Here is a 12,086-nt window from a genome sequence, read left to right as displayed (position 1 = left end):
CGAAGGTCGAGGGTTGCGAGAAGGAGTCCAGCATGAACGCCACGAAACATGGGGCCTGCCTGCTGGCCGTCCTGGTGTGCTCCGCCTGCGTGCCGCTGCCGATCGCGCAGCGCCGGCCGCCCCCACCGCCCCCCGCCGCACCGGTTGCCGAAGCGCCGCCACCGAAGGCACGCGCGGCCCCGATCGCCCCCAAAACCATTACCATCGCCGGCGCATGCAAGCGCACCGAGGAAGACGGCTTCCGCGAGGACGCGCTGATGGACGTCACCGCCAACAAGGTGGAAGCGTTGAAATGGAAACTGTGGGTATCGCGGCGCGGCAGCTGCGAGTTCAACCTGATCCAGTTCCGCCAGGTACGCACGACGCCGCACATCGAACTGCAGGCCATCGACGGCAGCCAGTGCAAGCTGCTGGTGTGGCAGGACCCGCGCCGCGTGACGCTGGCGCATAACCGCTGCGAGAAATACTGCACGCCGGGCATCTACGAGCAGGCCTGGCCAGTGCTGTTCGACCCCAAGAGCGGAAATTGCGCCGAGGTGCGCTGAGCCTCCCCGGCGCGCCGGCTCTCGCTGGCTCTACTTCGCCTTGGGCACGCGGCCCATCAGGTAGAACTCGTCGTTCGGGCGCATGCTGATGGTGTTGGCCATCCGGTTCGACAGCCCGAAGAACGCGGTGATCGCGGCGATATCCCACGCGTCTTCGTCGGAGAACCCATGCTCGCGCAGCGCGGCAAAATCCGCGTCGCCGACGTCATGCGACGCCTCACACACCTTCATCGCAAAGTCGAGCATGGCCCGCTGGCGCGGGGGAATATCGGCCTTCAGGTAGTTCACCGCAACCTGGTCCGCTACCAGCGGCTTCTTCTCGTAGATGCGCAGGATCGCGCCATGCGCCACCACGCAATACAGGCACTGGTTGGCGCCGGAAGTCGCCACCACGATCATCTCGCGCTCGCCCTTGGTCAGGCCGCCCTCCTTGAGCATCAACGCGTCGTGGTAGGCGAAGAAGGCACGGAATTCGTCGGGGCGATGCGCCAGCGCCAGGAAGACATTAGGGACAAAGCCGGCCTTGTCCTGGACTTCCAGGATGCGGGTGCGGATGTCGTCGGGGAGGTCCTTGAGCGCGGGGACAGGGTAGCGGCTGATGGGGAAGGCTGTGGCGGGCATGGTTGTCTCCTGTTGGCGATATGTTCTCGTCGACCTTGTCGGCCCTGATGGTTATTGCCGGGTACTGCTTCAAAGTCTACCGGATCGCCGGGACAAGGCCGTGCACCATGTTGCTCATGCATCGCAAAACCAGATGCCTGCGGGATAAGGCATACTACGTCCCTTCCTGAACAAGGCGAGCGCCCCTGGCCGCATGCGCCAACCCTTCCCGATGAAACGTATTCTCATCGTCAAGCTGACCTCGCTGGGCGACATGGTATTCACGCTGCCGCTGGTCGCCGACCTGCAGCGCGCATTCCCCGGCGTGAAGATTGACTGGATCGCGGACTCCTACTGCGCCGACGTGCCGCGCTGGAACCCAAATATCGAGCGTGTCATCGCCGCGCCGCTGCGCAGCTTCAAGAAGGCACGCAGCTGGGCCGGGCTGCGGGAGATCTTCCGCGCACTGCGCGAATTGCGGCGCGAGAAGTACGATGCGGTGCTGGACGTCCATGGCGTGTACAAGAGCGCGATCGTGACTCGGCTGGCGCGCACACGGCACCGCTGGGGCTATCCGGTGGCGGAACTGGGCGAAAGCGGTGCGCGCTTCGGCTATAACCATGTGTTCCAGCCCGTGCTCGAAGAGGATTGCGCCAGGCAGCGCATGCGCCGCGCGGTCAGCCGCGCGTTCGGCTATGAACTCACCAAGGAAATGCACTACGGCCTCGAAATGTCCGGGGACACGCCCGCCCCCGCGGCGAAGGGCCCGTATGCGATGCTGTTCCACGCCACATCCAGCGAAGAGAAGAAGTGGCCGATCGCTGACTGGATTGCCGTGGGCAGCGCGATCTCCGCGCGCGGCCTGCGCGTACTGGTGCCTTGGGGCAACGATGCCGAACGCAAGGAAGCCGAGACGATCGCGGCAAGCGTGCCCGGTGCGGAAGTGATGCCGCGCCTGAGCATCACCGGGCTGGCGCAGGTGGTGGGCAAGTCGTCGCTGGTGGTGGGCATGGACACGGGCTTCGTGCATATCGCCGATGCGATGCGCCGCCCGACCGTGCTGCTTTTCACGACGACCTCGCGCGAACTGTATGGCGTCAACACGCCGGGCCGCGCGGTCTCGATGGGCGGGCATGGCGTGGTGCCGACGCGCGAGCAGGTGCTCGCCGCCATCGACGAAGTGATGGCACAGCAGCCGCCGGTGGCTTCGCCCAACTGAGCGGCTTCAACCGCAAACCCAAAAAAGAGGCCGGCACGATATCCGACGTGCCGGCCCTTTTTTCGTCATGGCCGCGGCAGGAGCGCCCTGCCGCGCCGCCGACCTTTACTGGGTCGCGAACTGGATCCGGTGCAGGCCGGCGTAGAGGCCGTTGGCCGCCAGCAGTTCGGCGTGGGTGCCCTGCTCCGCGACGCGCCCATGGTCGAGCACGGCGATACGATCGGCATTCTCGATGGTCGACAGCCGGTGCGCGATCACCAGCGTGGTCCGGCCCTTCATCAGCTCTTCCAGCGCCGCCTGCACCTGGCGCTCCGATTCCGAATCCAGCGCGGAGGTGGCCTCGTCCAGGATCAGGATCGGCGCGTCCTTGTACAGCGCACGGGCGATTGCCAGGCGCTGGCGCTGGCCACCGGATAGCTTCATGCCGTTGTCGCCGATATTGGTATCCAGCCCCTCAGGCAGGCCCTTGACGGTCTCGGTCAGGTACGCCGCCGCCAGCGCACGCTCCACGCGCGCCATGTCGATCTCGGTCTCGCCATGCGCGCCATACGCCACGTTGGCGGCGACCGTATCGTTGAACAGCACCACGTCCTGGCTGACAAAGGCGATCTGGTTGCGCAGGTCCTTCAAGGCCAGCTCGCCCAGCGGCGCGCCGTCCAGCAGGATTCGCCCTTCGGTCGGGTCGAAGAAGCGCGGCACCAGGTTGACCAGCGTGGTCTTGCCGCTGCCCGACGGCCCCACCAGCGCCACCACCTCGCCCGGGCTCACGCGCAGGTCGATCTGCTGCAGCGCAGGCCGCTGTGCCTCGCCATAGCGGAAGCCGACGCCCTCGAAGTCCAGTTCGCCGCGCGCGCGGCCGATGGCCTTGCCACCGTCCTGCGGCTCGATCGGCTCGTCGATCAGCCGGAAGATCATCTCGGCGGCGGTAATACCGCGCGTCAGCGGCTGGTTGATGTCGGTCAGGTGCTTCAGCGGCGAAATCAGCAGCAGCATTGCCATCACAAAACCGGTGAAGCCGCCGACCGTGGTCTGGTTGGCCTGCGCCTGCACCATTGCGATGGTAATGACCACCGACAATGCCAGCGCGGCCAGGAACGCCGTGACCGGCTGGTTCAGGCCGCCAGCCACCGCCATGCGCATCGAGTAATTCTTCAGCCGCTCCGCGACCATGCGGAAGCGCGACAGCTCGTACTGCTCGCCGCCGTGCAGCTTGACGACCTTGTAGCCCCCAACCGCCTCTTCCACCACGTAGGCGGCGTTGTTGGTGTAGGTCTGGTGGTCGCGGTTGAGCTTGCGCAGCCGGCGGTTGATCTTGGACATCAGGTAGCCGATCACCGGCAGGATCACCGCCACGATCAGCGTCAGGCGCCAGTTGGTGTAGAAGAGGTAGATCAGCAGCGCCACGACCGTCAGCGAATCGCGCACCAGCGTGATGAACACGCTGGTCAGGATCTGCAGCACCTGGTTGACCTCGAAAATCACCGCATTGATCAGCGATGCCGCCGTGTTGCGGTGGAAGAACCCCGCCGGCGCATGCAGCAGGCGCTCGAACATCTGCATGCGCATCTTCAGCAGCACGCGGTTCGAGATCAGGTTCAGCAGATAGCCGGAAGCGAACTGCGCAACACCCCGGATCAGCGCCACGCCGGTCAGGATGGCAGGCACATGCCACAGCGTGCCGGCGTAGTCGCCACCGAAACCCTTGTCGAGCAGGTCGTTGACGACCTTGGGGATCACCCCTTCGCTGGCCGCAACCACCGCCATGGCTATGATGGCGCCGACAAAAACGCGCAACTCGGGGCGCAGGTAAGACCAGAGCCGGCTGGACATGCTGGAGGGCACGGTGGAGCCGGGCGAGATGGGCGGTTTGGATGTGGTCACTGAATGTCTTTCTGTATGGGTGCGGCGGCAGGGCTTGATGGCACCTGGCCCGGCGGCTCCTCTATCCCGCCCGCTTCTGCCGCGCTACGCGCAGGAAGGGCCGGACGAAGACCTGGAACAGGAATCGCTGGTAGACGTAGCGGCGCAGATAATAGCCGATGCTGCGCCGCGCCTTGTCGCTGGCATCGAGATCGGCACGATGGCCTTCCAGCGCGGAATCCTGCGCCAGTTCGGTCAGCCCGATGCAATACGGGACCACGGCACGGACCGTGACCAGGCCCTGTTTCTCGAAGGCGGACCAGTAGTCGGCAGCACACCAGACCGGCTGGAGCCCCGCCAGCATGCGCTCGGCCGCGGCCCGCGTCACCACGTAGCCATGCGCCCGCCACCATTCGCCGTAGCGCCGCACCAGCTTGCGCCCGTGGCCAAGGGGTCGCGTGCCCCAGCGGGTGTACTTGTCGACGTGGGACAGCAGCACCACTTCCGCGCGGTCCGGGTCCAGACGGGCCTCCAGGTCAGCGAGCACCGCCGGCAGGTCATCGCCAAGCAAGGCGTCGTCCTCCAGCACCAGCGCAAACGCCGCGTCGTCTTCCAGCATCTGGCGACAGACGCCGAGGTGGCTCAGCGCGCACCCGACTTCGCCGCGGCTCATGGGCCGGTACCGCACCGCGGCGGCGGCCGCATCATAACGTCTCGCCACGTCGTGTTCGGGAAGCGCGCGCCCGTCCACGGCAGCGAAGACCTGGAACGGGACGCCGAGGCGTTCGAGCTGCGCGGAGATGCGTTGCCGGCGCGAGCCCGCGCTCGCCAGGTTGATGACGTAGGCGCCGATCATGCCGCCACCGCCTGTGCGTCCGGCCGCGCCGGCAGCTCCGGCGCCTTGCGCTGTGCGACCACGATGGCGAAGCACGTCGCGATCATCAGCGTGTAGAAGGCATTGGTCATGGCGATGAAGAACATCGCTTCGGTCAGTCCGAACAGCAGGAAGCCGATGCTGATGGCCAGCCCCATGGTGGCAGCGGTGCGCGTGACCATGTCACGGCTGCGCAGATGGCGCAGGAAAAAGCCTGCCGGCACCAGGTATAGCGCAAGTACCGCAAGCACCCCGGGAATCCCCTGCGTTGCCGCGATGTACAGCACGTCATTGTGCGAGTGCGCGAACTGGGTGGTTGCGGGCGTGATAAATCCGCTTGCTGCCATGGCCTTGAGGTTGGCCGCAAACCCGTCTGGCCCCACGCCTGTCATCGGATGCGTTTCCAGCATGCGCAGCGAGGCCTTCCACAGTTGCAGGCGCCAGCCCTCCGACGTATCCAGCCCTCGCTGCGTTACTACCGCCGCATCGATGCCCGGTGACGAGACCGCGGCATTGAGATTGGCGACCGCTTCGCCCACACGCTTCCTGACGATATCGCTGCAGTATCCGGCCACCGCCATGCCTCCCACCAGGACCGCGAGCAAAGCGGCACGGGCGCGGATCGTCCATTTGCGCATGACGGTGATCGCGATCAGCAGCAGCACCGGGATGGCGAGCCAGCCGCCACGTGTCGCACTGGCATACGACGTATAGACACCGGCCGCGCCGGCCAGCAGTTTGGGCGCCATCGAAAGCCACCGGCCGCGCCGGTCCCATCCAATCGAAATCAGCGCCAGCATTCCCATCAGCAGAGACAGGTTGGAAAAGGGAATGATGTTGTTGACGCCGACATGGTCCGGCCGGCCGCCAGCGGTTGCGGCGTATATCCAGACCGCAGAAACGATCGCACCCACCACCAGTCCCCACTGCACGGCCTGCAGCGCACGCCGGTCGAGCAGTGCGAGGCCCCAGGCCAGCAGCCCGAACAAGGCGAAGCGCAGGTAGAGATACGGCAGGTCCATGCCATCGCCGCTGACAACCTGGCGCAGCAGGAAGGCCGCCGGCAAGGCCGCCATCGCCGCCGCCACCGCCCAATGCTCGCGCAGCATCGTCCCCCAGGCGCACAGGCTGGCGCGGGGCTGCACGGACAGCGCGACTACGCACCACAGCAGCAGGAAGCTGAAACCAGCATTGGCCGCCGAAGGATAGGTGAGCAGCAGGATGGGAAAGGAGATCAGTGCGGCACATGCCACCAGGGAGAAAACTTTTTCCATCCCTGTGAATCGGGACAAATGTGCTCTTATCATCAAACTCGCAATTGGAGAAAACGGCGCCGGGGCATTTCCCGCGGGCTGGCGGCAACCACCAGGCGGCGCCGGGACCACTGAGCCGGTGCGGTAGAATACGCGATCTTCCATCAGCACTCGGCTGTTGGCGGCGCCGGCGGCTTGTCGGTCTGCCCGACAGGCGTGCCGCCCATATTCCATGAAAGTCTCGGCCGTCATCATTACCAGGAATGAAGCTCACAATATCGGGGCTTGCCTCGACAGCGTGTCCTGGTGCGAAGAGGCGATTATAGTGGATTGGGCCAGCTCGGATGACACCGTGGCCATTGCGCGTGCTGCCGGCGCCACTGTGATCCAGACCGAGGACTGGCCGGGCTTCGGCCCGCAAAAGAACCGCGCGGTCAGTGCCGCCAGGGGCGACTGGATTCTCAGCCTGGATGCCGACGAGCGTGTCACGCCTGCGCTGCGCGATGAAATCCTGCAGCAAATCGCCCGGCCTGGTGCCCAGGCCCTGGCACTGCCGCGCCTGTCCGCGTTCTGCGGCACCTTCGTGCGCCATGCCGGCTGGTATCCCGACTATGTCACGCGCGTGTTCCGCAACGGCCGCGGCCGCTTCACCGAAGACCTGGTCCATGAACACCTGAAGGTGGACGATCCTGTGACCCGCCTGCGCGAGCCGCTGATCCACTACAGCTACCGATCGTTATCGGACGTGCTGCGCAAGATCGACAGTTACTCCAGCGCCGGCGCGCAGCAAGCCTACGCGCGCGGCAAGCGCAGCTCGGTGGCGTCGGCCGCCGGCCACGGACTGTGGGCGTTCATCCGCACCTACCTGTTCAAGCGTGGCTTCCTTGACGGCGGCGCGGGCTTTGGCGTCGCGCTGATGAATGCGCAGGCCAGCTACTACAAGTACGCGAAGCTGGCGCAGCTGCACGCCGCGGACAGCGCACGGGTGCGCGGTGACGCCTGACGCCCCATACTCTCCTTGCATCCACCGATGAAAATTGGCATTTCCTGCAACCGCTTCGGCGCCGGCGGCGGCCTGGAGCGCTATGCGCTCGACATCAGCCAGGCCATGGCCGGCCGCGCGGGCACCGAGGTGTCGGTCTACGCGCGCCGCTTCGATGCCGGCGTGGCGGAAGCATCCGGCATCGAGCCGCAGCGGATCGTGGTGTCGTGGCTGCCGGGCAAGTTGCGCGACCGCTATTTCTCCTGGCGCCTGCAGGCGCGCCTGCCTGCCGATGCGGTGCTGATCGGCTGCAACCGCGTGCGGGGGTCCGACATCGCCATCTGCGGCGGCACCCATCGCGGCTACCTGGCCGCGCGCGGCACGCCGCCGCGCCGCTCCGATCGCTGGCAGATCGACCTCGAAAGCGCGCAGTACACCGGCGCGCATTGCGTGGTGGCGCACTCGGCGCTGATGCGGCGCGAAGTGGTCGAGTTGTACGGGATCCCGGAAAACCGGGTGCACTTGCTCTACCCGCCGGTCGACACGCAGCGCTTTGCGCCGGTCGACGACGCCACGCGCGCGTCGCTGCGCCGCGAGTTCGGTTTTGGCGACGATGAGGTCGTGTTCCTGTTTCCGTCGTCGGGACATGCCCGCAAGGGGTTCGACCTGCTGGCCGATTACTTCTCGAAATCCAGCCTGCCGATCACGCTTGCGGTGGCCGGCCGGCCGGTGGGACGCACCATCCCGCGCGTGCGCGAACTCGGCTACAGCAGCCGCATCGACGCGCTCTACCGCGCCGCGGACTTCACCATCCTGGCATCGGGCTATGAACCGTTCGGGCTGGTCGGGGTGGAATCCGTGCTGTGCGGCACGCCGCTGGTGTTTGCCGACAATATCGCCTGCCTGGAAGTGATCCGGCCGCAGGCCGTCCATGCGTTCGCTCGCGAACGCGCCGATACGCTCGACCAGGCCATCCGCGCCGCCGTGCAGGCCGCGCAGTCCGGCCAGGCGAGGCTGGCGCAGCCGATGACCATGCTGGACTACGATCCGCGCATCGGCACCCACGTCGATAGCCTGCTGGCGCTGGCGGCGCAGGCAATGGCCGCGCGGCGCGCCTGAGCACGCCGCCGCTGCGACGTTATTCGTAGACCGTATTCACGCTCTCCGCCGACAGCGCCTGGCGCAGCGCGCCCAGCGCCTCGTCGGACGGCACCACCTGCCACTCCGGCCCCAGCACGGCTTCGCACGACGCGGTCCGGGCCTGGTAGCCGATCCGCACCGGCAGACCCTGGGCACCCGTGGCGCGTGCCAGGTGCGGCATCAGCAGTTCGCGCAGCAACCCGGTCGAAGAATTGCCGTTCATCGCCAGCCGCACGGCCGTCGCAAAGCGGATCCGTGCCGCGGTCAGGTCCATCACCGACTCCGCGGTAAAGCGCACGCCGCCGGTAAAGGTATCGTGCCGCGCATTGCCGGTGGCGATCAGCAGTTCATCCTCGCGGAACATCTGCCGGTTGGCGTCGAAGACCTCGTTGAACACCGTCATCTCGACCAGGCCGGTGCCGTCGTCCAGCGTCACGATCAGCATCTTGCCGCGCTGGGTCATCTGGGTGCGGATGCCGGAGATCACGCCGGCGATGGTCTTGCCGCGCACGTCGCGGCCGAAGCCGCCGCCGTTGCCCTGCACTTCCTTTTCCAGCGAGGCCAGCGTGCCCTTGTTGAAGCGGCGCACCTCGTCGCGATAGGCGTCGAACAGGTGGCCGGAGAAGTAGTAGCCGAGCGCCTGCTTTTCTTCCTGCAGCGTGCGCTTGGGGCTCCAGCGCGGTTCGTCGAGCAGTTCGGGGCGGTGCGCTTCGCCGGCATCGCCCATCAGGTCGAACAGCGACACCTGGTTGGCGGACTCGGCCTTCTGCTCCGCGGCTTCCATGGCGATCGGCACCGAGGCCAGCAGCTGGGCGCGGTTGTCGTTCAGGCTGTCGAAGGCGCCGGCGCGGATCAGCGCTTCCATGGTGCGGCGGTTGACCTGGCGGCGGTCGACGCGCTCGCAGAAGTCGAACAGGTCCTTGAACGCCCCGCCCTCTTCGCGCGCGCGCAGGATGTCTTCGATCGCGCCCTGCCCGCTGCCCTTGATGCCGCCCAGGCCATAGCGGATGGTCTTGGGGTCGGTCGGCGCGAAGCGGTACTCGCTGGCGTTGACGTCAGGCGGCAGCACCGCGATCTTGTTGAGCTTGCAGTCCTCGTAGAGGATCTTGACCTTGTCGGTGTCGTCCATGGCCAGCGACATGTTGGCTGCCATGAATTCGGCCGGATGGTGGGCCTTGAGCCAGGCGGTGTAGTACGCCAGCAGCGCATACGCGGCCGCGTGCGACTTGTTGAAGCCGTAGCCCGCGAACTTCTCCATCAGGTCGAAAATGTCGTCGGCCTGCTGCGCGTTGAGGCCGTTCTTGTCCGCCCCCTCGCGGAACATGACGCGATGCTGCGCCATCTCCTCGGGCTTCTTCTTGCCCATCGCGCGGCGCAGCAGGTCGGCGCCGCCAAGCGAGTAGCCGCCGATGATCTGCGCCATCTGCATCACCTGCTCCTGGTAGACCATGATGCCGTAGGTCTCTTTCAGGACGGGTTCGACGCGCGGATCGGGATACTCCACCTTCTCGCGGCCGTGCTTGCGCGCGCAGAAGCTGGGGATCAGGTCCATCGGGCCCGGGCGGTAGAGCGCCACCAGCGCGATGATGTCCTCGAAGCGGTCAGGCTTGGCGTCCTTCAGCATGCCCTGCATGCCGCGGCTTTCCAGCTGGAACACGGCGACCGTGTTGGCGGTCTTGAGGATGTCGAAGGCGGGGCCGTCGTCGAGCGGGATCTGGCTGCAGTTCCAGTCGGCCTTGCTCGGGTCGAGGCGGCGGATATAGCGCTCGGCCCAGTCCAGGATGGTGAGCGTGGTCAGGCCCAGGAAGTCGAACTTGACCAGGCCGGCGGCCTCGACGTCGTCCTTGTCGTACTGGCTGACGACGCCGCTCATGCCGTCGTTCTGCGCGCCCTGCGTGTACAGCGGGCAGAAATCGGTCAGCCTGCCGGGCGCGATCAGCACGCCGCCGGCGTGCATGCCGACGTTGCGCGTCATGCCTTCGACGCGCTGCGCCAGCTCCAGCAGCTGGCGCACTTCTTCCTCGTTGTTCTCGCGCTCGGTCAGTAGCGGCTCTTCTTTCTTCGCTTCCTCGATGGTGACCAGCTTGCCCGGCTTGAACGGGATCAGCTTGGCGATGCCGTCGACAAAGCCATAGCCCAGGTCGAGCACGCGGCCCACGTCGCGCACCGCGGCCTTGGCGGCCATGGTGCCGAAGGTGGCGATCTGCGACACCGCGTCCTTGCCGTACTTCTCCTTCACGTACGTGATCACGCGATCGCGGCCGTGCTGGCAGAAGTCGATATCGAAGTCGGGCATCGATACCCGTTCCGGGTTCAGGAAACGCTCGAACAGCAGCGCGTACTTGAGCGGATCGAGGTCGGTAATGCCCAGCGCATACGCGACCAGCGAACCGGCACCGGAACCCCGGCCGGGCCCGACCGGCACGCCGTTGTTCTTGGCCCAGTTGATAAAGTCCGCCACGATCAGGAAGTAGCCGGGAAAGCCCATCTTGATGATGGTGCCGGTCTCGAACTCCAGCCGTGCGTAATATTCCGGGCGCTTCGCTTCGCGTACCGCTTCGTCCGGAAACAGCACCGCCATGCGCTTCTCGAGGCCGTCCTTGGCCATGAAGACGAGGTAGTCGTCCAGCGACATGCCGTCCGGCGTCGGGAACAGCGGCAGGCGCGGCTTGCCCAGTTCCAGCGTCAGGTTGCAGCGGCGCGCGATCTCGACCGCGTTCTCCAGCGCCGAGGGGATATCCGCGAACAGCGCGCACATCTCGTCCTGGGTCTTGAAGTACTGGTCGGTGGTAAAGCGCCGCGTGCGGCGCGGGTTGGCCAGCAGCTCGCCCTCGGCGATACACACGCGCGCCTCGTGCGCGGTGTAGTCGTCCGGCGTCATGAACTGCACCGGATGCGTGGCGACCACCGGCAACTGCAGTTCGGCCGCCAGTTGCACGGCCTGCTGCACGTAGGCATCGGTGCCGGCATGGCCGGCGCGCTGCAGTTCGATATAGAAGCGCTGTGCGAACACCGATGCCCAGTGCTGCGCGGCACGGCGCGCGCCGTCGGCATTGCCGTTGGCCAGCGCCATGCCGATATCGCCGCCCATTGCGCCGGACAGCGCGATCAGGCCGGTGGCGAGCGGCATGTCGTCTTCGCCCGGCTCCAGGAACCACGACGGATCGATCTCGGCGCGGCCACGGTGCTGGTTGCCCAGCCACGCGCGCGACAGCAGCATGCACAGGTTCAGATAGCCGCGCCGGTCCTGCACTAGCAGCAGCAGGCGTGCGGGCTTGTCGCGGTCTTCGGCATTGGTCAGCCAGACATCGGCCCCGACCACCGGCTTCACGCCCTTGCCGCGCGCTTCCTTGTAATAGCGGATCAGCCCGAAGGCGTTGGCAAGATCCGTCAGGGCGAGCGCGCCCATGCCATCGGCGGCGGCGGCCTTGACGGCGTCGTCGAGGCGGACGATGCCGTCCACGACGGAGTATTCGGAATGCAGGCGGAGGTGGACGAAGCGGGGTGCGGACATGGGCGACATTGTACCGGCTCGACCCGCCTGCCGGCCTCCAATATTGCGTGCAGGCGACGCGTGCCGGCCGCTGCGCAAAGCTGATCGGGGTGCTTGGGA

Annotated in this window: 9 protein-coding genes; 4 read left to right on the top strand and 5 right to left on the bottom strand. The window is 66.5% G+C overall.

The genetic code is table 11. The features are described from left to right. Positions 1–32 precede the first annotated feature (32 nt). Positions 33–545, top strand: a complete 513-nt coding sequence (locus E0W60_RS14680; RefSeq protein WP_133094044.1) for a hypothetical protein — start codon at positions 33–35, stop codon at positions 543–545. A gap of 30 nt (positions 546–575) precedes the next feature. On the opposite strand, the gene E0W60_RS14675 is transcribed toward E0W60_RS14680, so the two are convergent. Beyond that, complete coding sequence (locus tag E0W60_RS14675) at positions 576–1,166, bottom strand: peroxidase-related enzyme (protein ID WP_135704804.1); 591 nt, start codon at positions 1,164–1,166, stop codon at positions 576–578. 211 nt (positions 1,167–1,377) lie between these two features. Here E0W60_RS14675 and waaC point away from each other — a divergent pair, with 211 nt between their 5' ends. Then, on the top strand, positions 1,378–2,364 hold the full coding sequence (waaC, locus tag E0W60_RS14670; RefSeq protein WP_133094042.1) for a lipopolysaccharide heptosyltransferase I: 987 nt from the start codon (positions 1,378–1,380) through the stop codon (positions 2,362–2,364). A 105-nt stretch (positions 2,365–2,469) separates the two neighbouring features. Here waaC and msbA read toward each other — a convergent pair whose 3' ends face one another. The 3 genes from msbA to E0W60_RS14655 form a co-directional block, all read right to left on the bottom strand. After that, entirely contained in the window at positions 2,470–4,194 is a 1,725-nt protein-coding gene (gene msbA, locus E0W60_RS14665) for a lipid A export permease/ATP-binding protein MsbA (RefSeq protein ID WP_205751659.1), read from the bottom strand. Positions 4,195–4,306: 112 nt separating this feature from the next. Further along, positions 4,307–5,080: a glycosyltransferase family 25 protein gene (locus E0W60_RS14660; RefSeq protein ID WP_133094040.1), complete on the bottom strand. Its 774-nt coding sequence runs from the start codon at positions 5,078–5,080 to the stop codon at positions 4,307–4,309. Beyond that, positions 5,077–6,372, bottom strand: a complete 1,296-nt coding sequence (locus E0W60_RS14655) for an O-antigen ligase family protein (protein WP_240745933.1) — start codon at positions 6,370–6,372, stop codon at positions 5,077–5,079. Before E0W60_RS14655 ends, E0W60_RS14660 begins: the two co-directional genes overlap by 4 nt. Before the next feature lie 211 nt (positions 6,373–6,583). Between E0W60_RS14655 and E0W60_RS14650 the strand changes: the two genes are divergently transcribed. After that, positions 6,584–7,354: a glycosyltransferase family 2 protein gene (locus tag E0W60_RS14650; protein ID WP_133094038.1), complete on the top strand. Its 771-nt coding sequence runs from the start codon at positions 6,584–6,586 to the stop codon at positions 7,352–7,354. A gap of 27 nt (positions 7,355–7,381) precedes the next feature. Next, the gene (locus E0W60_RS14645) at positions 7,382–8,452 is read left to right on the top strand and encodes a glycosyltransferase family 4 protein (RefSeq protein ID WP_135704803.1); all 1,071 of its coding nucleotides are present in this window, start codon (positions 7,382–7,384) and stop codon (positions 8,450–8,452) included. Positions 8,453–8,471: 19 nt separating this feature from the next. On the opposite strand, the gene dnaE is transcribed toward E0W60_RS14645, so the two are convergent. Next, positions 8,472–11,987 carry a DNA polymerase III subunit alpha gene (gene dnaE, locus E0W60_RS14640; RefSeq protein ID WP_135704802.1) on the bottom strand — a complete coding sequence of 1,172 codons (3,516 nt, stop codon included), beginning with the start codon at positions 11,985–11,987 and terminating at the stop codon, positions 8,472–8,474. Between the last annotated feature and the right edge of the window lie 99 nt (positions 11,988–12,086).

It is taken from the genome of Cupriavidus oxalaticus, assembly GCF_004768545.1.
Classification (GTDB): domain Bacteria; phylum Pseudomonadota; class Gammaproteobacteria; order Burkholderiales; family Burkholderiaceae; genus Cupriavidus; species Cupriavidus oxalaticus_A.
Note: the sequence above shows the minus strand (reverse complement) of the source record. Positions and strands in the feature narration are given on the sequence as shown.

Excerpts from the sequence above, each read along its gene's own strand:
- E0W60_RS14680 (WP_133094044.1), top strand. The coding sequence starts at position 33 with ATGAACGCCACGAAACATGGGGCCTGCCTGCTGGCCGTCCTGGTGTGC.
- E0W60_RS14675 (WP_135704804.1), bottom strand. The coding sequence starts at position 1,166 with ATGCCCGCCACAGCCTTCCCCATCAGCCGCTACCCTGTCCCCGCGCTC.
- waaC (WP_133094042.1), top strand. The coding sequence starts at position 1,378 with ATGAAACGTATTCTCATCGTCAAGCTGACCTCGCTGGGCGACATGGTA.
- msbA (WP_205751659.1), bottom strand. The coding sequence starts at position 4,194 with ATGTCCAGCCGGCTCTGGTCTTACCTGCGCCCCGAGTTGCGCGTTTTT.
- E0W60_RS14660 (WP_133094040.1), bottom strand. The coding sequence starts at position 5,080 with ATGATCGGCGCCTACGTCATCAACCTGGCGAGCGCGGGCTCGCGCCGG.
- E0W60_RS14655 (WP_240745933.1), bottom strand. The coding sequence starts at position 6,372 with ATGGAAAAAGTTTTCTCCCTGGTGGCATGTGCCGCACTGATCTCCTTT.
- E0W60_RS14650 (WP_133094038.1), top strand. The coding sequence starts at position 6,584 with ATGAAAGTCTCGGCCGTCATCATTACCAGGAATGAAGCTCACAATATC.
- E0W60_RS14645 (WP_135704803.1), top strand. The coding sequence starts at position 7,382 with ATGAAAATTGGCATTTCCTGCAACCGCTTCGGCGCCGGCGGCGGCCTG.
- dnaE (WP_135704802.1), bottom strand. The coding sequence starts at position 11,987 with ATGTCCGCACCCCGCTTCGTCCACCTCCGCCTGCATTCCGAATACTCC.